General features: G+C 66.7%; 13 protein-coding genes. 12 read left to right on the plus strand and 1 reads right to left on the minus strand.

The window, feature by feature from the left end:
• Positions 1-76: 76 nt before the first annotated feature.
• The 11 genes from ACP693_RS08670 to ACP693_RS08720 all read left to right on the plus strand — a co-directional run bounded on the left by ACP693_RS08670 (position 77) and on the right by ACP693_RS08720 (position 17,291).
• Positions 77-1,579 carry a CoA-acylating methylmalonate-semialdehyde dehydrogenase gene (locus ACP693_RS08670; RefSeq protein WP_426017537.1) on the plus strand — a complete coding sequence of 501 codons (1,503 nt, stop codon included), beginning with the start codon at positions 77-79 and terminating at the stop codon, positions 1,577-1,579.
• 321 nt (positions 1,580-1,900) lie between these two features.
• Entirely contained in the window at positions 1,901-3,037 is a 1,137-nt protein-coding gene (locus ACP693_RS08675) for an isobutyryl-CoA dehydrogenase (protein ID WP_426017535.1), read from the plus strand.
• Positions 3,034-4,083 carry an enoyl-CoA hydratase/isomerase family protein gene (locus ACP693_RS08680; protein ID WP_426017534.1) on the plus strand — a complete coding sequence of 350 codons (1,050 nt, stop codon included), beginning with the start codon at positions 3,034-3,036 and terminating at the stop codon, positions 4,081-4,083. Before ACP693_RS08675 ends, ACP693_RS08680 begins: the two co-directional genes overlap by 4 nt.
• A gap of 53 nt (positions 4,084-4,136) precedes the next feature.
• Entirely contained in the window at positions 4,137-5,039 is a 903-nt protein-coding gene (gene mmsB / locus ACP693_RS08685; RefSeq protein WP_426017532.1) for a 3-hydroxyisobutyrate dehydrogenase, read from the plus strand.
• Positions 5,040-5,395: 356 nt separating this feature from the next.
• Positions 5,396-6,466 (plus strand): LacI family DNA-binding transcriptional regulator, encoded by a 1,071-nt coding sequence (locus ACP693_RS08690; RefSeq protein WP_426017530.1) that lies wholly within the window; start codon positions 5,396-5,398, stop codon positions 6,464-6,466.
• A 50-nt stretch (positions 6,467-6,516) separates the two neighbouring features.
• Positions 6,517-9,522 (plus strand): TonB-dependent receptor, encoded by a 3,006-nt coding sequence (locus ACP693_RS08695; protein ID WP_426017528.1) that lies wholly within the window; start codon positions 6,517-6,519, stop codon positions 9,520-9,522.
• Positions 9,523-9,602: 80 nt separating this feature from the next.
• On the plus strand, positions 9,603-11,066 hold the full coding sequence (locus tag ACP693_RS08700; protein WP_426017526.1) for a glucoamylase family protein: 1,464 nt from the start codon (positions 9,603-9,605) through the stop codon (positions 11,064-11,066).
• A complete protein-coding gene (locus ACP693_RS08705) occupies positions 11,063-12,331 on the plus strand; it encodes a sugar ABC transporter substrate-binding protein (RefSeq protein ID WP_426017525.1) in 1,269 nt (422 codons plus the stop codon). The genes ACP693_RS08700 and ACP693_RS08705 overlap by 4 nt, the downstream gene beginning before the upstream one ends.
• The gene (locus ACP693_RS08710; protein ID WP_426017523.1) at positions 12,328-13,260 is read left to right on the plus strand and encodes a carbohydrate ABC transporter permease; all 933 of its coding nucleotides are present in this window, start codon (positions 12,328-12,330) and stop codon (positions 13,258-13,260) included. The genes ACP693_RS08705 and ACP693_RS08710 overlap by 4 nt, the downstream gene beginning before the upstream one ends.
• Positions 13,257-14,072 carry a carbohydrate ABC transporter permease gene (locus ACP693_RS08715; protein ID WP_426017522.1) on the plus strand — a complete coding sequence of 272 codons (816 nt, stop codon included), beginning with the start codon at positions 13,257-13,259 and terminating at the stop codon, positions 14,070-14,072. Before ACP693_RS08710 ends, ACP693_RS08715 begins: the two co-directional genes overlap by 4 nt.
• Positions 14,073-14,090: 18 nt before the next feature.
• Positions 14,091-17,291 (plus strand): discoidin domain-containing protein, encoded by a 3,201-nt coding sequence (locus tag ACP693_RS08720; RefSeq protein ID WP_426017520.1) that lies wholly within the window; start codon positions 14,091-14,093, stop codon positions 17,289-17,291.
• Positions 17,292-17,446: 155 nt separating this feature from the next.
• Here the strand turns inward: ACP693_RS08720 and ACP693_RS08725 are convergent, their stop codons facing one another.
• Positions 17,447-18,535 (minus strand): ABC transporter ATP-binding protein, encoded by a 1,089-nt coding sequence (locus ACP693_RS08725; protein ID WP_426017519.1) that lies wholly within the window; start codon positions 18,533-18,535, stop codon positions 17,447-17,449.
• A 195-nt stretch (positions 18,536-18,730) separates the two neighbouring features.
• On the opposite strand from ACP693_RS08725, the gene ACP693_RS08730 reads away from it, so the two are divergent.
• On the plus strand, positions 18,731-21,346 hold the full coding sequence (locus tag ACP693_RS08730; protein ID WP_426017517.1) for a TonB-dependent receptor domain-containing protein: 2,616 nt from the start codon (positions 18,731-18,733) through the stop codon (positions 21,344-21,346).
• The last annotated feature ends 3 nt before the right edge of the window (positions 21,347-21,349 follow it).

The raw sequence follows: 21,349 nt of genomic DNA on the forward strand, positions 1-21,349 counted from the left end.
CAACTTTGCATTATCGACCTGCGCGTCGGGGTGATAGCCATAGGCGAACAAAAGAACGATCAGGGAGATCCAGGCCATGCGCGACATCCGCCACTTCATCGACGGTGCGGCCTTCGACGGCGCGTCCGGGCGTTTCGCCGACGTTTTCGATCCCAACACGGGCAACGTTCAGGCGCGTGTGCAGTTGGCGACGACGGGCGAGGTCGATCGCGCCGTTCAGGCGGCGCAGAACGCCTTCGACGGTTGGGCCAGCACCAATCCGCAACGCCGCGCCCGCGTCATGTTCGACTTCAAACGCCTGGTCGAGGCGCGGATGGATGAACTGGCCGAACTGCTGTCGTCCGAGCACGGCAAGGTCATCGCCGACTCCAAGGGCGACATCCAGCGCGGCCTGGAAGTGATCGAATTCGCCTGCGGCATCCCCCACGCGCTGAAGGGCGAATACACGCAAGGCGCCGGCCCCGGCATCGACGTCTATTCCATGCGTCAGCCGCTCGGCGTGGTGGCGGGCATCACCCCGTTCAACTTCCCCGGCATGATCCCGATGTGGATGTTCGGCGTCGCCATCGCGGTCGGCAACACCTTCGTGCTGAAGCCGTCCGAGCGGGATCCGTCCCTGCCGGTGCGCTTGGCCGAACTGATGCTGGAGGCCGGGGCGCCCAATGGCGTGCTGAACGTGGTGCATGGCGACAAGACGGCGGTCGATGCCATCCTGACCCATCCGCTGGTCCACGCCGTCAGCTTCGTCGGTTCGTCCGATATCGCCCACTATGTCTATCAGACCGGCGCGGCCAACCATAAGCGGGTCCAGGCCATGGGCGGGGCCAAGAACCACGGCATCGTCCTGCCTGACGCGGACATGGATCAGGTGATCAAGGACCTGGCCGGCGCCGCCTATGGCTCGGCCGGCGAACGCTGCATGGCCCTGCCGGTGGTGGTGCCGGTCGGCAAGAAGACCGCCGACGAACTGCGCGAGCGGATGGTGGCGGAAATCCCCTCGATGCGCGTCGGCGTCTCGACCGACGCAGGCGCCCATTATGGCCCCGTCGTTACCGCCCAGCACCGCGACCGCATTGCCGGCTGGATCGAGAAGGGCGTGCAGGAAGGGGCTGAACTGGTCGTCGACGGCCGCGACTTCAGCCTGCAAGGGCACGAGAAGGGCTATTTCATCGGCCCGTCGCTGTTCGACCATGTGAAGCCGGAGATGTCGTCCTATCAGGAAGAGATCTTCGGCCCCGTCCTGCAGATCGTGCGCGCCGAGACCTTCGAGGAGGCGCTGGCCCTGCCGTCGAACCACCAGTACGGCAACGGCGTCGCCATCTTCACCCAGAACGGCCGCGCGGCCCGCGACTTCGCCGCTCGGGTCAATGTCGGCATGGTCGGCATCAACGTGCCGATCCCGGTGCCGGTCGCCTATCACACCTTCGGCGGCTGGAAGCGGTCGGCCTTCGGCGACATCAACCAGCACGGCATGGAGGGCGTCCGCTTCTGGACCAAGACCAAGACCGTCACCGCCCGCTGGCCGGACTCGGCGCTGGAGCATTCGGACAGCTCGTTCGTCATTCCCACGATGAGGTAGGGTGTGCGTTGGACCGTCCCGCTGCAGCTCGTAACCTACGCTGGGATGTTAGTGACACTGGTCGGCTTCACCGTGGTCGAGGCGCCTCTAGAAGCGGCCGTATTCGGAGGCGCTTCTTTACTGGCCTTTTTGGGGCTGGTTGAGCTGAAATGTCCTCGCTGCGGGTTTCATCTTACGCGACGTGATCCCCGTCCTCTCGTCTTTCCGAGCTTGGAGCCATTGCCGACCGAGTGCCCGAAGTGTGGGCGGTCTCGGCTCGGCGTCTACCCGTTTCAACATAGATTCAGGCCAGAACAGGTCTGATCTCATGGTGCTGACCCGATGAACTTCGCCCTTACCGACGACCAGCGCGCCATTCAGGACGCGGCCCGCGCGTTCGCCGACGCCGAACTGGCCCCCCATTCGGCTCGCTGGGACGAGGAGAAACACTTCCCCGTCGAGGTGATGAACCAGGCGGCCGAGATGGGCTTCTGCGGCATCTATACCGGCGAAGAGCACGGCGGCATGTCCCTGGGCCGGGTAGAGGCGGCGCTGATCTTTGAGGAGCTGTCGCGCGGCGATGTGGCGACGGCGGCCTTCATCTCGATCCACAATATGGCGACGTGGATGATCGACCGGTTCGGGTCGGATGAGTTGCGAGGGCGGTTCGTGCCGGATCTGGTCGGCATGGAGAAGATCGCCTCCTATTGCCTGACCGAGCCGGGCTCCGGCTCCGACGCGGCGGCGCTGCGGACCACGGCCGTGCGTGACGGCGACCACTATGTGCTGAACGGTTCCAAGGCCTTCATCTCGGGCGCGGGGACCAGCGACCTGTATGTCGTCATGGTTCGTACGGGCGGGGAGGGGGCGAAAGGGGTCAGCGCCGTCGTCGTCGAGGCCGGGACGCCCGGCCTTTCGTTCGGGGCGCAGGAGCGCAAGATGGGCTGGAACGCCCAGCCGACCGCCATCGTCCAGTTCGACGACTGCCGCGTGCCGGTCGCCAACCTGCTGGGCGAAGAGGGGGCGGGGTTCCGTTATGCGATGGCCGGGCTGGACGGCGGGAGGCTGAACATCGCCGCCTGTTCGCTGGGCGGGGCGCGGCTGGCGCTGGAGACGGCTCAGGATTACGTGGCCACGCGCAAGCAGTTCGGTCGTCCGATCGGCGAGTTCCAGGCGTTGCAGTTCCGCCTGGCGGACATGGCGACGGACCTTGAGGCGGCGCGGCTGATGGTGCTGCGCGGCGCCTGGGCCATCGATAACGACCATCCGGAAAAGACCAAATGGTGCGCCATGGCCAAGCGGCTGGCTACCGACGCCTGTTTCCAGATCGCCGATGAGGCGCTGCAACTGCACGGCGGCTACGGCTACCTGAAAGATTATCCGCTGGAGCGGATCGTGCGCGACCTGCGGGTTCACCGCATCTTGGAAGGCACCAACGAGATCATGCGCGTGATCATCGCGCGGGAGATGGCGCGATGAGCGAAGCCGAAATCATCACCCGCATCGAAGCCGGCGTCGGCCGCATCACCCTGAACCGGCCCAAGGCGATCCATGCGCTGAACCGGTCGATGTGCGAGACGATGATCGCGGCGCTTTTGGAGTGGCGCGATGATGCGGCGGTGACGTCCGTCCTGATCGACCATGCAGGCGAGCGCGGCTTCTGCGCCGGCGGCGACATCCGCATGATCGCGGACAGCGGGGCGGGCGACGGCGTGGACGCCAAGGCCTTCTTCCTGGCCGAATACCGGCTGAACGATCTGATGTTCGGCTATCCCAAGCCGATCACGGCTATCGTGGACGGCATCGTCATGGGCGGCGGGGTCGGGATTTCGGAACCGGCCGATGTCCGCATCGCCACCGAACGCACCACCTACGCCATGCCGGAGACGGGCATCGGCCTGTATCCCGAGGTCGGTGGCGGGTGGTTCCTGCCGCGTCTGCCGGGCCAGACCGGGGTCTGGATTGGGTTGACTGGCGCACGGCTGAAGGCTGCGGATACGGTGGCCCTGGGCATCCACACCCATTTCGTCCCGAGCGACGCCGTCGAGGCGTTGAAGGCCGATCTGCTGGCCGATCCCACCGATCCGGCTGCGGTCGCCGCCCGTCATGCGAAGGACGCCGGACCTGCCCCTCTGGCCGCCCATCGCGAGGCCATCGACCGGCTGTTCGCCTTCGATACGGTCGAGGAGATTTTTGCGGCGCTGGAGGCCGACGGGTCGGATTGGGCCCTGGCGCAACTGGCGACGCTGAAGGCCAAGTCGCCGACCTCGCTGAAGGTTACGCTGCGCCACATCCGCGAGGGGGCGAAGGCCACGTCGTTCAGCGACAACATGGCCGTCGAATATGCCGTCAGCGGCCGGATCGGCGCGACCCACGACTTCCAGGAAGGCGTGCGGGCCGTGATCGTGGACAAGGACAACGCCCCGAAATGGTCCCCGGCGGACCTGTCGGGCGTGACGAATCCGACGCTGGACGCGCTGTTCGCGCCCCTGCCGGACAATGAAAAATGGACGCCGCTGGCATAAGCCCTGGGTCCCCGCTTTCGCGGGATGAGCGGAAGATTCAAGGGAGAGAGACCATGACCAAGATCGCCTTCATCGGCCTGGGAAACATGGGCGGCGGCATGGCCGCCAACCAGGCCAAGGCGGGCCACGAGGTCGCCGCCTTCGACCTGTCGGCGCAGGCGCTGGAGCGGGCCAGCGCGGCCGGCTGCGTTGCGGCGGCGTCGGTCGCCGAGGCCGTCAAGGACGCCGAGGTCGTCATCACCATGCTGCCCGCTGGGCCGCATGTGCTGAAGGTCTATTCGGAACAGATCATCGGCGCGGCGCCGTCGTCGTCCCTGTTGCTGGATTGTTCGACCATCGACGTGGAGACGGCGCGCAGGGTCGCCGGTCTTGCGAAGACGGCGGGCTACGCCTTCGCCGACGCGCCGGTGTCGGGCGGCACGGCGGCGGCGGATGCGGGCACCCTGGCCTTCATGGTCGGTTGCGACGAGGGCGACTTCGCGCGCGTCGAGGCGGCGCTGGAGGCCATGAGCCGGATCACCATCCGTGCGGGCGACCACGGGGCAGGGCAGGCGGCCAAGATATGCAACAATATGCTGCTGGGCATTTCCATGCTGGGCACGTGCGAGGCCATCGCTCTGGCCGAGAAGCTGGGCCTGGATCCCGAACGCTTCTTCGAGATCGCGTCCAAGTCCTCGGGCCAGTGCTGGAGCGTGACCAGCTATTACCCTTGGCCCGGACCGGTGCCGACCGCGCCGTCGAACCGCGATTATCAGGGCGGGTTCGCCACGGCCATGATGCTGAAGGACCTGAAACTGGCCCAGGATGCGGCGGCCAAGTCGGGCGCCTCCACGCCGTTGGGCGCGCAGGCCGAGGCCATGTACGCCCTGTTCGACGGCATCGGTCATGGCGGTCGCGACTTTTCGGCCATGCTGCAGATGTTGCGCGGCCGGCTGTCGGATTTGAATCCCGCCTAACCTAAGTCGATCGATGATAACGCCCGCGCCCGTAGATGGTGCGGGCGTCTTCGTGTCCGGTCGGTCGATTCGACCAGCGCATCGTCGGTGCGACCAAGCCGCGCGGCGCAGCGAGGCCGTGGGGGCGGCGGTCACGCTCTCCGCCGTAAAAATCCAGCGCCCATAACGGCTTGTCGGAAAGTCCGCTTCGCTCGGCGTTTTCGACGACCAAGCTTCGCTGAAAAATAGCCCGAAATGCGGCCGAACATGGCTTGCGGCTCACATTGCTCCTGTGTCATGTAACCGCTTACATCATCTATCGACGGATCTTCGAGAAGGAGCCGGGACGGTAGGGAGCAGGGAGAATCCGATTGGACATGGCTGCGCCCAGCGTTGCGTCTGCACGGCAGGAAGGACCGCCTTTCGCCAAGGCCGCCACCATGCGCGACGTGGCTGAGCGCGCCCAGGTGTCGGTGGCTTCGGTCTCGCGCGTGCTGAACGGTCTGGGCGTGACGTCGGACGCGACGCGCCAGCGCGTTCTGGATGCCGTCGAGGACCTTCGCTACGTGCCGCACTTCGGCGCCCGCAGTCTGTCGACCAGCAAGAACGACACGATCGGCGTCATCCTGCCCGACCTGTTCGGCGAGTTCTTCTCCGAGCTGATCCGGGGCATGGACCTGGCCGCGCGCGCCCACGGCAAACATCTGATCGTCTCCAGCTCTCATGATGGCGCCGACGACACCCTGGCGGCCGTTCGGTCGATGCGGGGCCGGGTGGACGGCATGATCGTGCTGTCGCCCCATCTGGGGGCCGCGAACCTGGCGTCCGAGTTCGCCGGCCGCATGCCCGTGCTGCTGATGAACGGCGGCACGGCCGAGGCGGGACGCGCCGCCATCATGATCGACAACCACGGGGGCGCCGTCGGCGCCGTCGAACACCTGATCGCCACCGGCCGTCGTCGCATCGCCCACATTCGCGGCGCCGCCGGAAACATCGAGGCCGATACGCGTGCGGCGGGCTATGCGGCGGCGCTGGACGGTCATGCTCCCATCATCGTCGAGGGCGACTTCTCCCAGGCCTCGGGCCACCGCGCCGCGACCCAGTTGCTGGCCATGCCTGAGCGGCCCGACGCCGTCTTCGCCGCCAACGACATGATGGCCGTCGGCGCCCTCTTGGCCTTCCAGGAGGCCGGCGTGCGCTGCCCTGAAGACATCGCCGTCATTGGGTTCGACGACGTGCCCATCGCCGCCCTGATGCGGCCCGCGCTGACCACCATGCGCGTCAATATCGCGGAAATCGGCCGTAGAGGCGTCGAACGCCTGATCGGCCTCGTCCAGGCCGGCCAGCACGCCGACGCCACGGACACCGCTTGCGAAATCGTTCGGCCGATCCTGGTCGAACGCCAGTCCACCGCGGCGGCATCGTCCGCCAGGTTCAACAAAGGGTAGGTCCAGCCATGTCGCCGCAAACCGATCCCATCAGGAGGGGAGAGCTCAGGATGAACCAGTTCAACACGCGTAAGGCCGCCTTGGCCGCCGCATCGGCCATCGCCATCAGCATGGCGTTCGTCGGCGCCGCCCAGGCGCAGAATGCAACGACGACGCTGCGTGGCGCCGTCTTTGACGGTCAGACGGTCGGGGCCGGTGCGACGGTCGTCGCCACCGAAGTCTCCACCGGATACGCGACCCGCTCGCGCGTCGGCGCAGACGGCCGCTATGTCCTTTCGGGCCTGCGCCCCGGCACCTATCGGGTGCAGGTGACCAGCGCCGACGGCCAGACGGCGGAAGAGACCGTCACCCTGTCGCTGGGTCAGGTCGGCACGCTGAACCTGGACGTGGCCGCAGCAGCCACGACCGGCGCCGCGACGGACGGCGCAACCGAGCTGGGCGAGATCGTCGTCACCGGCCGTCGTGTCTTCGAGGTGCGCACACCCGAGGTCGCCACCAATGTGACGCAGCAGCAGATCAACAACCTGCCGCAGATCAGCCGCAACTTCCTCAACTTCGCCGCCCTGGCTCCCGGCCTGCGCGTGACCGAGGACGACAGCGAGCGGACGATCTCCGCCGGCGGTCAGACCGCCCAGGCGATCAACGTCTTCATCGATGGTCAGAACCGCAAGTCGCTGATCAGCGACGGCGGCGTCGCCGGCCAGGACGACAGCCGCGGCACGCCCTTCCCGCAGGGCGCCGTGCAGGAGTTCCGCGTGATCAGCCAGAACTTCAAGGCCGAGTACGAACAGGCCGGTTCGGCCATCGTGACGGCCGTGACCCGGTCGGGCACCAACGAGTTCCACGGCGACGTCTTCGCCTTCTATCAGGATCCGGATTGGGTCGCCCAGGATCAGATTTCCGAGCGTCGCGGCGCCGAGAAGGCCCCGGTGCGTCGTCTGCAATACGGCGCCAGCCTGGGCGGACCGATCATCCAGGACCGCCTGCACTTCTTCGGCGCCTATGAGCGCAAGGATGAAGAACGGGTGGCTCAGTCGTTCCTGAACCGCACCGAATACAACGATTTCTTTGCGGGGGATCTGGGCACGGTCTCGACGCCTTACGAGCAGGACGTCTTCTTCGGCAAGCTGTCGTGGCAGATCGACGACCGTCAGCGGCTGGAGTTCAGCACCGAATACAAGAAGGAAGAGGACATTCGCGGCGCCAGCGGCCAGAACGCCCCGAGCCGCGCTGCCCGCAACAACGGCGAGACCCAGGCCTTCAACCTGCGACACCAGTTCCAGGGTCAGCGCTTCCTGAACGAGTTCGCGATCGACTATCTGAAGTCGAGCTATCAGCAGTCGGTGATCAACGGCTCCGACTACGGCCGCGAATACGTCATCTTCCGCGACGACAGCGCCACCACGCCGGGCTTCCAGTATAATATCAACAACCGCGACTCGACCGTGTTCACGGCCGGCGGTCGTGCCGACGCCCAGTTCCTGGAGCAGAAGAGCACGACGATCCGCAACGACCTGACCATCCCGGATCTGGCCTGGATAGGCACGCACACGATCAAGATCGGTGCGAAATATTCGATGCAGAATTACTTCGTGCAGAAGGACTTCGGACGTAACCCGACGTTCGTCTATGACATCGAGGGTCGTTCTGAAATCAATGGCAGCCAGACGATCCCGGTCGCCGTGAACCTGGGCGTCGCCGTGCCGCCGGCAGACGTCGATAACAACGTCATCGGCCTGTATATTCAGGACGACTGGCAGATCACCGATAAGCTGGAAATCAACCTCGGCATCCGTTGGGACTACGAGGACAATGCGGTCAACAACGACTACCGCACGCCCGACTCCATCCGGGACATGCTGGCAGCGATCCAGAATCTGCCGGGCTACGACTTCCCGTCCTATTTCAACCCTGCGGATTATATTTCCGATGGTGATCGCAAGGCGTTCAAGGGCGCCTTCCAACCACGCTTCGGCTTCTCGTATGACGTCTTCGGCGACGAGCAGACGGTCATTTTCGGCGGCGCAGGCCGCTACTACGACCGCGTCGGCTTCAACTTCGCCTTCGACGAGCGGTTCAAGCCCTTCCAGTTCAACAAGAGCATCTACTTCTCGAACACCGGTGGTCCGGTCGGTGGGCAGCAGACGATCGCCTGGGATCCGCGTTACCTGACGCCCGCCGGTCTCGACCCGCTGCTGGCGGCAAGTCCCGGCGCGGGCGAGGTCTTCCTGGTCAAGAACGACTTCGAGCCCCCGCGCACGGATCAGTTCAACATCGGCGTACGTCAGAAGTTTGGACGCTGGCAGACGGCCCTGACCTTGGCCGCCGGTCATACCGAGGGTGAATCCGCCTGGTATATCGCCAACGCCCTGACGGAAACCGGTGGTCGGTTTAATGGGCCGACGCCGGGATCGGTCGGCTTCACGCAGTTCCGCAACACAATCTTCTTCCAGAACACGGACAAGGAGCGGGACTACAAGGCGATCTACTTCACCGCCGACAAGCCCTACAACGCCGAGGATCGCTGGGGCTTCAATCTCGCCTACACCTATATGGATGCGACCCAGAACGGCAGCCGGGACAACGGCTATGGCGCGTTCGATTTCGACTACAACACGCCGGAACTGTCGCCGGAGTTCCGGTCGTCCTCGGACGAACGCCATCGGATCGTGGCGTCCGGCACCCTGGGCCTCCCCGCCGACTTCCTGCTGTCGGGCATCGTCACCCTGGGTTCGGGTCTGCCGTACAATATCAACGACTGCCCGAGCGCACCGGCCGGCGGCCCCAACATCTGCTGGAATGCTGGAAATCCGGAGAAGCGCGCCTTCCTGCCGGGTCTGAACTTCGCCTATCGCCAGGTCGATCTGCGCCTGACCAAGGGCTTCGACGTCTTCGGCGGACAGCGGGTCGAGTTCATCGCCGACGCGATCAACATCTTCAACTTCACCAACTTCAACGCGTTCGACACCGGCTTCAACAGCCCACGCTACGGCGCGGGAACCGGGGTCTTCCTGCCCACCCGCAGCTTCCAGGTGGGTCTGCGTTACTCCTTCTAAAAGCCTGAGCCTTGGCCGTCTTCCGCTTGCCGGAAGGCGGCCTTTCTTTTTTTGATTTCAGTAAAACAGTGAGCGTGCCCATGAACCGCCGAAACTTTCTGATGCGAACGACGGCTGGTGCGGCCGCGGTGGCGGTCGGGGTTCCGGTGGGGGCGGTTGCGCAGCAGGCGGTGACGGGGGCGGTGAACGGGACGGAGCGGCGGCCATTGCGGCTGGATCGCGAGATCGCCGAGCTTCAGGAGCGGACGTTCCGCTGGTTCGAGAAGGTCACGGATCGGCGCACGGGTCTGACGCCCGATCGCTGGCCGACGCCGTCATTCTGTTCCGTGGCGGCGGTGGGGTTCGCCCTGACCTGCTGGCCGGTGGGCGTGGAGCGCGGCTGGATGAGCCGGGCCGAGGCGCGCGAGCGGACCTTGACCACGCTGCGGTTCTTCCATGACTTGCCGCAGGGACCCGAGGCGACCGGCACAGCGGGTCACAAGGGCTTCTTCTATCATTTCCTGGACATGGAGACCGGGCTGCGGTTCGCGCAGAACGAGCTGTCCACCGTCGATACGGCCTTGCTGATCGGCGGCATGCTGTTCGCCGCCCGTTACTTCGACGGCCGTCATGCCGACGAGGCGGAAATCCGTCAGAAGGCCCAGGCTATCTACGAACGGATCGAATGGCCGTGGGCCGTGATCCGCGACAACCGCATCACCATGGGCTGGCATCCCGAGAGCGGCTTTATCCCCTCGGACTGGCACGTCTATAACGAGGGCATGCTATTGCTGCTGCTGGCCGTGGGCAGCCCGACCCATCCGGTGTCGGTCAATGTCTGGCACGAATGGGCCGCCAGCTACGACGAGAGCTGGACCGACCGCTGGGGCAGCTGGCACCTGAACTTCGCGCCCATCTTCGGGCACCAGTACAGCCATATGTTCATCGACTTCCGCGGCATTCAGGACGCCTGGATGCGGGGTCAGTCTGTTCAGTTGGGCGAACAACTGGACTATTTCGAGAACAGCCGCCGCGCCGTCTATGCGCAGCAGAAATACGCCCATGACAATGTCGCGGGCTGGGTCGGCTATTCGTCCGAGGTCTGGGGGCTGACGGCCTGCGACGGGCCGGGCGACTTCAAACAGGTCATCGACGGCAAAGAACGCGAGTTCTTCAGCTATTCCGCGCGTGGGCCGGGCGAGCGCGACGACGGCACCATCGCCCCCACGGCGGCGGCCAGCTCGATCGCCTTCGCGCCCGAGATCGTCGTGCCCTGCGTCAAGGCGATGAAGCAGAAATACGGGTCGGGCATCTATACCGAGTGGGGCTTCCTCGACAGCTTCAACCCGACCCTGACGGTGCGCGACGGGCCGCTGCAGCACGGCAAGATCGTGGACGGCGTCGGCTGGGTGGACGGCGACTATCTGGGCATCGACCAAGGGCCGATCGTCATCATGACCGAGAATCACAGGTCCGACTTCGTCTGGCGCTATATGCGCGGCGAGCCCAATATCCGTCGCGGCCTGGAAATCGCGGGCTTCACCGGCGGATGGCTGAACGCATGACGCAGACTGCCCATAGGCGCGCCGCCTTGGCCCTGATGGCGGGAGGGGCGGCTGCGGCCTGCACCCCGCGCCGGTCGGGCGAGACCGTGCTGCGCTTCTGGGCCATGGGCAATGAGGGCGGCACGGTCGGCCAACTGATGCCCGAGTTCGAGCGGCGCAATCCCGGCGTCCGGGTCTCGGTCCAGCCCCTGCCGTGGACGGCGGCGCACGAGAAGCTGCTTACCGCCTATGCCGGCGCCTCGCTGCCGGACGTCAGCCAGATTGGCAACACCTGGGTGGCGGAACTGGCCGCCATCGGCGCCCTGTCGCCGACCCCGCCGGCGGCCGCGAACTTGCTGACCGATCAGTTTCCGGCGGTGCTGGAGACGAACGAGATCGCCGGTCGGGCCATGACCACGCCCTGGTATGTGGACACTCGGCTGTTGTTCTATCGCAAGGATCTTCTGGCGCGGGCCGGTTTTGCGGCGCCGCCCGAGGACTGGGCCGAATGGAAGCGTGCCATGCACGCGATCAAGCGCGTGGCGGGCGGCGATAACTTCGCCATCCTGCTGCCGCTGAACGAGTTCGAGCAGCTTCTGACATTCGGGCTTCAGATCGACGAGCCGCTGCTGCGCGACCGGGATACGCGGGGCAATTTCTCCAGCCCCGGCTTCGTGGCGGCCCTGGCCTTCTATCGCAGCCTGTTTGCGGAAGGGTTGGCGCCTCTGGCCTCGGCGACGCAAATCTCCAACGTCTGGAGCGAGTTCGCCAAGGGCTATTTCAGCTTCTACTTCTCCGGCCCGTGGAGCGTGGGCGATTTCCGCGACAAGCTGCCCGCTTCGTTTCAGCCGAACTGGGCCACCGCCGGGGTGCCGGGACCGACCGGCCTGGGCGCCTCGGCGCCGGGCGGATCCAGCCTGGCGGTGTTCAAGTCCTCGCCGCATCAGGACGCGGCCTGGGCCCTGGTCCGCTATCTGTCCGAGCCGGCCGTGCAGGCCCGGTTCAACACCATCGTCGGCGACCTGCCTGCGCGCCAGAGTGCCTGGGACATCGCCCAGGTCGAGCGCGATCCGATGCTGGCTCCGTTCCGGGGCCAACTGGCGCGCGCCAAGGCTGTGCCCAAGGTGCCGGAATGGGAGCGGATCGTCACCGAGATGCAGATCGTCGCCGAACGGATGGTGCGTGGCGAATACAGCCCTGAGACCGCCGCCGCCGAGATCGACCGTCGCGCCGACCGACTGCTGGAGAAGCGCCGCTGGATGATGGAACAGGGCAGGGCCGTATGACCGTCGTCGATCCGACGTTAGCGAAGGTGAAGCCGTCGCGGGGACGCGGCGCACGCGAACGCGCCGCCTGGGCCTTCGTCGCCCCGGCGATGATCGCCATCGGCCTGTTCTTCGCCATTCCGGTGATCGCGGCCCTGCTGCTCAGCCTGACCGACTTCGACATCTACGCCCTGGCGAACCTGGACAATCTGCGTTTCGTCGGCCTGCAGAACTACGAGCGGCTGATGACCAATCCGCTGTTCTGGGGGGCGATGAAGAACACCCTGACCTTCGCGGTCCTGGGCGTGCCTCTGTCCATCGCGGCCTCGCTGGCTGCGGCGGTGATCCTGAACGCGCGGGTGGTGAAGTGGCGGCCGATTTGGCGGGTCATGTTCTTCGCCCCCTATGTCACCACTCTGGTCGCGACGGCCGTGGTTTGGCGCTATCTGCTGCACACCCGATACGGCGTCATAAACTGGGGTCTGGAAAGCATCGGCCTGCCCGCCGTGGACTGGCTGGGTGACCCGTCGACCTCGATCCCCGCCATCCTGATGTTCGTGGTCTGGAAGATCTTCGGCTACAATATGCTGATCTTCCTGGCGGTTCTTCAGACCGTGCCTGACGACCTCTATGAGGCCGCCCGCATCGACGGTGCAGGGCCGTGGAAGCAGTTCCGCCATGTCACCCTGCCGGCCATCGCGCCGACCATGCTGCTGGTCTCGATCATCTCGGTCGCCAGCTTCTTCCAGCTGTTCGCCGAACCCTATGTGATGACGCAAGGGGGGCCGGCCCAGAGCACGGTGACGGTGCTCTACTTCATGTACGAGGAAGGCTTCAAGTGGTGGAACCTGGGTTCGGCCAGTGCGGTCGCCTTCGTTCTGTTCCTGTGCATCCTGGCGATTACGTTGGTCCAGTTGGCCGTGGCCAAGCGGGTGGGGGCGTACCAATGAAAATCCGCACCATCCTCCTCAACCTCGCCGTCGCGCTCATCGCGCTCATCGTCCTGTTCCCGCTGGTCTGGATGGCGTCCGTCAGCTTCATGCCCACCGGCGAAGCGGCGACCTTCCCGCCGCCGCTGGTCCCTTCGCGCTGGACCCTGGAGCATTACCGCGACCTGTTCCTGAACCAGGGCATGGGCCGCTATCTATGGAACAGCTTCGCCTTGGCGACCCTGGCGACGATCCTGGCGCTCAGCTTCACCGTCCCGGCCGGCTACGCCTTCGCCAAGCTGAAATTCGCCGGGCGCGAGCGGCTGTTCCAGTTCCTGGTCGCCGCCTTGGTGGTGCCGGCCCAGATCGGCACCCTGCCGCTGTTTCTGATGCTGAAGTCGATGGGGCTGGTGAACACATACGCCGGCGCCCTGGTGCCCTGGCTGGCCTCGATCTTCGGCCTGTTCCTGGTGCGCCAGTATGCGCTGAGCATTCCCGACGAGATGCTGGAGGCGGCCCGGATCGACGGCGCCAGCGAAGGCCAGATCTTCCGACGCATCGTCCTGCCGACCCTGCAGCCGATCATCGTCACCCTGGGTCTGTTCGTCTTCCTGGGCAGCTGGAACGACTTCTTGTGGCCGCTGATCGTCCTGACGGACCAGTCGAACTACACCCTGCCGGTGGCTCTGGCGGCCCTGTCGCGCGAGCACGTGCAGGACATAGAACTGATGATGGCCGGCGCCGTCGTCACGGTGGCGCCCGTGCTGATCCTCTTCCTCGCCCTGCAACGCTACTACATCCGCGGCATGCTCGCGGGCAGCGTGAAGGGCTGACCAGAACTGCGAGTTCGTATGCGTAACCTACTGGCCGCCGCCTCGGTCCTGACGCTTGCCTTTGCCGCCCCCGCCGTCGCGCAGGAGGCGCGGGTTCTCGACAGCATGGACGACGCGTCGCGGTGGCAGGCCAGCGCCTCCACCGACGTCCTCGCCGCCGTTTCCGGCGTGGCGGGGCATGACGGCCGGGCGGTGCGGCTCGACTACGATTTCGACGGCAAGGCGGGCTATGCGGTGCTCAGCCGTCCGCTGCCGTTCGACCTGCCTGACAATTACGAGATCAGCTTCTGGGTGCGCGGCGCCGGGCCGACCAATACCTTTGAGGTCAAGCTGACCGACGCCTCGGCCGACAATGTCTGGTGGAAGCAGACGGCGCGCTACGACTTCCCCGATGGCTGGACGAAGTTCGTGATCAAGCGCCGCCAGGTGTCCAAGGCCTGGGGACCCAGTCCCGAGACGGTGCTGCGCCGCGCCGAGCGGGTCGAGTTCGTCGTCGTCGCGGCCGAGGGCGGCAAGGGGGCGGTCGAGATCGACCAACTGAGCCTGCGCGCCCTGCCGGTCGATCCCCCCGTGCCGCCCCAGCCGGGGGCCGCCGACGAACGGGCGGAGACGACCGCCGCCAACGCCGTCGATCTGGACCCGAAGACAGCCTGGACCCCGCCGGTGGGCGAACCGTCGGCCCTGACCCTGGACCTGGGATACGAGCGCGAGTTCGGCGGCCTGACCCTGCGCTGGGGCGAGCGGGGGGCGGCGGCGGACTATCGGATCTCGGCCTCGACCGACGGGCGCGACTGGCGGGACCTGGCGACAGTTCAGGGCGGGAACGGGGGCGTCGACTGGCTGCGCACGCCCGAGGCGACGGCGCGCTGGCTGCGGCTTGAGCCGTTGCGACCCGTTCCGGCGCCCGACGTCGTCGGATCCTCCGGCGCCGGCCAGCGGCTGGGCGCGGGGCAGGCGACGACCTATGCGTTGAACGAGTTCGAGGTCGAACCCCTGGCCTTCGGCGAGGACGCCACGGCCTTCGTGGAGGCGGTGGCCAGGGAGAACCGGCGCGGCCTCTATCCGCGCGGCTTCTTCGGGGAACAGCCCTACTGGACCCTGGTCGGCGTCGACGGCGGTGGCGAAAGCGGCCTGATCGGCGAGGACGGCGCTATCGAACTGCGCCGGGCGGGGCCGAGCATCGAACCCTTCGTGGTCGACAACGGGCGGCTGATCACCTGGGCCGACGTCAATATCGAACAGGGGCTGAGGGACGACGACCTGCCCATACCGTCCGTGACCTGGACCGCCGACGACTGGACGCTGAAGATCACCAGCTTCGCCGACGGCGCGCCGGACCAGGCGCGTCTGTGGGGCCGCTATGATCTGACCAACACCTCCAACCGGCCGCGCAGCCTGACCCTGGCCCTGACGGCGCGGCCGTTCCAGGTCAACGGGCCGGTGCAGTTCCTCGCCATTCCGGGCGGCGTGGCGCCGGTCGAGCGGATCGCCTGGGACGGCGCGAGCCTGACGCTGAACGACGACGTCCGGGTCCAGCCCCTGACCGCGCCGGACGCCGTGGCGGCTTCGAGCTTCGATGCAGGGGCGGATCCTCAATCATTGATTTTGCCGACGGCGCGACGGCCAGCGGGCGAGCCGGTCGCCGTGTCCGACGCCACGGACCTACCGGCCGGCGCCATGCTGTATGAGGTGACGCTTCAGCCCGGCGAGACACGCACCTTCGGCTTCCTGTCGCCGCTGGCGGGCGAGACGCCGCAGCCGCAGGGCGTCGCCGCGCTGGATCAGGCCGAGCAGGCGCTGGCGGCGGAGTGGCGCGAGAAGCTGGACCGGGTGGACCTGACCGTGCCGCCCGCCGCCCAACGGATCGAGGACGCGTTGAAGTCGTCCCTGGCCCATATGCTGATGTCGCGTCAGGGGCCGATCCTCCAGCCCGGCACCCGCAGCTACAACCGCTCCTGGATCCGCGACGGGGCCATGATGGCCGAGGGGCTGAACCGGCTGGGCATGGCAGACCATTCAGCCGACTATCTGCGCTGGTACGCCCCCTATGTGTTCGACAACGGCAAGGTCCCTTGCTGCGTCGATGCGCGGGGCGCCGATCCGGTGCCCGAGAACGACAGCCACGGCGAGTTCGTCTTCCTCGCCGCCGAGACCTATCGCTACACCGGCGACGAGGCCCTGCTGCGCCAGGTCTGGCCCCAGGTGCAGAAGGCCATCGCCTATATGGACGATCTGCGCGCCTCGACCCGCACGCCTGAGTTCCAGACCCCCGACCAGCGACACCTGTACGGCCTGCTGCCGCCGACGATCAGCCACGAGGGCTATTCGGACAAGGCGGCCTATTCCTACTGGGACGACTTCTGGGGCATGCTGGGCTACAAGGACGCGGTCTTCATCGCGCAGACCCTGGGCGACGCCGAGGCCGCCGCCCGCTATGCTGCGGCGCGCGATCAGTTCGCCGCCGACATCCGCGCCTCGATCACGGCGACGGCGCAACATCACGACATCGACTGGATGGCCGGCGCGGCCGACCGGGGCGATTTCGACGCCACCTCGACCACCATCGCCCTATCGCCGGCGGGCGAACAGGATAATCTGCCGCCCGAGCTTATGGCGAGAACCTTCGACCGTTATTGGGAAAACTTCCAGAACCGGCTGACCAATCGCACGGCGTGGAAGGACTATACCCCCTACGAATGGCGGCTGGTCGGCGCCTATGTGCGGCTGGGCCAGAAGGACCGGGCGCTTGCGGTGCTGGACTTCCTGATGGCCGACCGCCGGCCCGAGGCCTGGAACGGCTGGGCCGAGGTTGTGGGGCGCGAGAAGCGCGAGCCGCGCTTCATCGGCGACATGCCCCATGCCTGGATCAGCTCCGACTACATCCGCTCGGCCCTCGACCTGTTCGCCTATGAGAGGGACCGCGACCACGCCCTGGTGCTGGCGGCGGGCGTGCCGGAGGCCTGGCTGGATACGGCCGAGGGTGTCGGGGTGCGGGATCTGCGCACCGCCTATGGGCCGCTGACCTATGGCTATCGCAAGGAACGGCAGGGCTATGTGCTGACCCTGGGCGACGGGGCGACGCCGCCGGGCGGGTTCGTGCTGCAATGGCCGGCGGGGCAGGGGCGGCCGGAACGGGTTCGGATCGACGGCCGCGCGGCGACCTGGGCGGGCGATGAACTGGTCATTCCGGTTGGGGCGCGGCGGGTGGAGCTGCGCTGACGAAAACCTTCCCTTCTCCCAGTGGGAGAAGGTGGCCCGAAGGGCCGGATGAGGGTCGGCCGGTGGGCCAAGTCGCTTCACCGACCCTCACCCTTTCGCGCAAAACCTTTCGCTACGCTCTCGGGCGCTCAAGCCCTCTCCCAATGGGAGAGGGATCAGAGTCTTTGGAACGCCTTGCCGTTTGCGTCGAACAAGTGGGCTTGTGGCGCGGGGACGTGCAGCGTCAGCCGCTCTCCCGCCTTGGCCCGCAGTTCACCCGCCAACTGAACCGTCAGGGTTTCTTGCGACGCCGGATGTTTCAGGTGCGCCATGGTCGTGGCGCCCAGGGTTTCCACGAACATGACCTCGGCGTTCAACACATCGCCGTCGCCGGTCGTGTTCAGGTGTTCGGGGCGGACGCCCAGGGTCACGGCGTCGCCGGGCTTGGCGTTTCCGGCGTTCACGGCGACGTGGATCGTCTCGCCAGCGGTGGTCTTCACCATCGCGCCGCTCGCCGAAGCCTCAACGATTTCAGCGGCCAGCAGGTTCATCTTGGGGCTGCCGATGAAGCCGGCGACGAACAGGTTGTCGGGGTGGTCGTACAGGTCCATCGGCGCGCCGACCTGTTCGATCCGGCCGCCGTTCAGCACCACGATCCGGTCGGCCAGGGTCATGGCCTCGACCTGGTCGTGGGTGACGTAGATCATGGTGGTCTTCAACTCGGCGTGCAGCCGCGCGAACTCGTAGCGCATCCGCACCCGCAGCGCCGCGTCCAGGTTGGACAAAGGCTCGTCGAACAGGAAGACCTCGGGCTCGCGCACGATGGCGCGGCCGATGGCGACGCGCTGGCGCTGGCCGCCCGACATGGCCTTGGGCTTGCGGTCCAGATAGTCGGTGATGCTCAGCGCCTCGGCGGCGGCGCGGACGCGGCGGTCGATCTCGCCCTTGTTCGTCTTGGCGAGCTTCAGCCCGAAGGCCATGTTCTCGTAGGCCGTCATGTGCGGGTAAAGCGCATAGGACTGGAACACCATGGCGATGCCCCGATCCGACGGCGACAGGTCGTTGACCACGCGGTCGCCGATGGAGACTTGGCCCGTCGTCGCCTCTTCCAGACCGGCGATGGTGCGCAGCAGGGTGGACTTGCCGCAGCCTGAAGGACCGACGAAGACGATGAACTCGCCGTCGGTGATCTCCAGATCGACGCCCTTCAGCACCTCGACGGCGCCGAACGCCTTCTTCACGTCGACCAGACGGACGTTCGCCATGCTTCCTGCTTCCCTTGCCCGTTTCTTGGCCCGTTCCTTGGGCCGTTTCTGTTTTGCCGCACCGTAACCGGTTACATCGCCGGATCAATGGCGCGATAGGTCTCAGCTGCAATCGAGTCTGCAAAACTGCAAAATTGGTCTTTCGCAAAGCTGTGGCGCTGGCTAGAAGCCCGCCACTGATCGCGGGAGCATGAGATGACACAGCGCAGATTTCTGATGGCCACGGCTTCGGTCGCGTGGCTGGCGGCCTCGGCCGTCCAGGCGCAGGACACGTCTCAGGTCGAGGACATCGTCGTCACCGGCTCGCGTATCGCGGGCGGGGACAGGATCGCGCCGGTCGAGACGGTGGGCCGCGAGACCATCGCCGCCGCCGGGGTCGCCGACGCGTCGCAACTGGTCCGTCTGGTCACCGCCAACTCGGGCTCGGAGGCCCAGGTCGATCAACTGAACCAGCCGCAGAGTTCGGGCACGGCCCAGTTCAACCTGCGCAATCTGGGCCTGGGTTCGACCCTGGTGCTGGTCGATGGCCAGCGCTGGACCAACAGCGCGGTGGTGGCGGTGGATGGCTCGGCCTTCGTCGACATCAACTCGCTCGTGCCGATGATCGCGCTTCAGCGTGTCGAGGTGGTCAAGGACGGCGCCTCGGCCGTCTATGGTTCGGATGCTGTGGCGGGCGTGGTCAACTTCATCACGGGTCGCGATGTGACCCGGCCCGAGGTCAGCGCCAAATACGCCGTCGCCGACGGGTCGGAAGAGAGCGTGATCGAGGCTATCGGCGGGTTGAAACTGCTGGGCGGCGACCTCACGCTGGCGGCCTCGCATTTCCATCGATCGGCCCTGGGATCGGACGAGAGGGACTTCACCCAGGCCGAACGCTATGGCCGCGCCGCCTGGACCGCCGTGACCAGCTATGGCCAGCCGGGATCTTATTTCCGATCAAGCCGCAACGGGTTCTCGCCCGATCCGTCGTGCGGCGATCCGGCGTTCGCCAGCGCCTATCTGAACTCGGCGACGGATTCGTTTTGCCGGCTGGACTATTCCGACTTCTTCGACCTGACGCCGGAGGAGACGCGGACGCAAGCGTTCGCGGATTATCGTCGTCCGGTGGGCGACATGACCCTGTCGCTGCAAGCGGCCTGGTCGGCGACCAACACCATCGCGCGCCAGTCGCCGTCGTTGCCGATCCTGGCGCGGTCGCTGACGGTGCCGGCGTCGCATCCCGACAATCCGTTCGGCGAGGCGGTCCTGTTCCGGGGGCGTCTGCTGGGCGCCGAGGCGGGGGCGTCGCAGGCCGAGTTCGACTATCGCACCTGGCGCATCGCCGGCGGCCTGGACGGGCGGTTTTCCAACGGCTGGACCTGGAACCTGAGCGCGACCAGCAGCCGTCAGCACGTCGCTTATGACAAGCCCGACACCATCGGCAGCGCCCTGCAGAACGCCCTTAACGGCCTGGGTGGGACGGGCTGCAACCCGGCGACCGGGGCGCCCGGTGTCGGGGCCTGTCAGTATTTCAATCCGTTTGGCAGCGCCTATCTGGGCACCGGCACGGCGAACAGCGCGGCGCTGATCGAAAGCCTGATCGGCTCGACCGGCCTGCGCGGCGCCTCGACCCTGAAGACCGCAGACGCCTCGACCAGCGGCGAGGCCTTCGCCTGGAGCGGCGGATCGGTCGATGTCGCCATAGGCGCGCAGTATCGCCGCAGCGCCTTCCGCCACGACTGGAGCGATCTGGTCAATGCGGGCGACCTGCTGACGGCGGGCGTATCGCCCGACTTCGAGGGCGATCAGCAGGCGCTGGCCGCCTTCGCCGAGGCCCGCCTCCATCTGGGCGACCGGATCGAGGCGCAGCTGGCCGGCCGCTACGAATCCTACGACGGCGACGAGGGCCGGTTCAGCCCCAAGGCGGCCATCCGATGGGACGTCACCGACACCCTGGCCCTGCGCGCCTCCTGGGGGCAGGGGTTCCGCGCCCCGTCGATCTACGCTCAGTCTGGCGCCCAGGCGTCGCAGCCTTCGGTGTTCGACCGGGGCGCCTTCGTCTTCGTCAACACCCTGACCTCGGGCCGGGCCGACCTGAAGCCCGAGAAGTCCGAGAGCCTCAGCCTGGGCGTGCTGTGGAAGCCGATCGACGGGCTGGAGCTGGGCCTGGACGCCTGGCGGTTCGACTATACGGACCAGGTGGTCAAGGAGTCGGCGCAGGCCATGATCGATCAGGCGGCGGCGGACACCGCAGCGGGCCGGAGCGGCACGGATGCGCAGGGCCGCATCACCCGCTCGCCCAGCGGCGCCCTGACCTTCGTCCAGCTCTATTTCATCAACGCCTCATCCATCGAGACGCAAGGGATCGACCTGTCGGCCCGCTATCGCCACGGCCTGTGGGGCGGGGAGGCCTCGGCCTCGGCGACCTGGACCTATGTCGACGCCTACGACATCCGGCTGAACGCGTCGGCAGCCCAGGTGTCGGGCGTCGGCTCGACCAATTTGAACAACATCGGACGGTCCCTGCCGCGCAATCGCGCGGAGTTCGCTCTGGGCTGGAGCGGCGGCGCGCACGCCGTGACGGCCCTAGTCCACTATACCGACGCATACGCCAACGACCGCAGCGGGATCACCGACGCCAGCATCGCCAGCCAGACGACGGTCGATCTGCTCTACAGCCGCACCCTCGGCGCCGATCTGGATCTGGCGGTCGGTGTGGTCAATGTCGCGGACAAGGCCCCGCCGTTGGCGCAGTTCGCCCTGGGTTACGACCCGGTCGTGGCCGATCCACGCGGTCGGGTGTTCAGCCTGGGTCTGACCAAACGGTTCTGATCG

Origin of the sequence: Brevundimonas sp. TWP1-3 (assembly GCF_049896085.1) — a bacterium.
Classification (GTDB): domain Bacteria; phylum Pseudomonadota; class Alphaproteobacteria; order Caulobacterales; family Caulobacteraceae; genus Brevundimonas.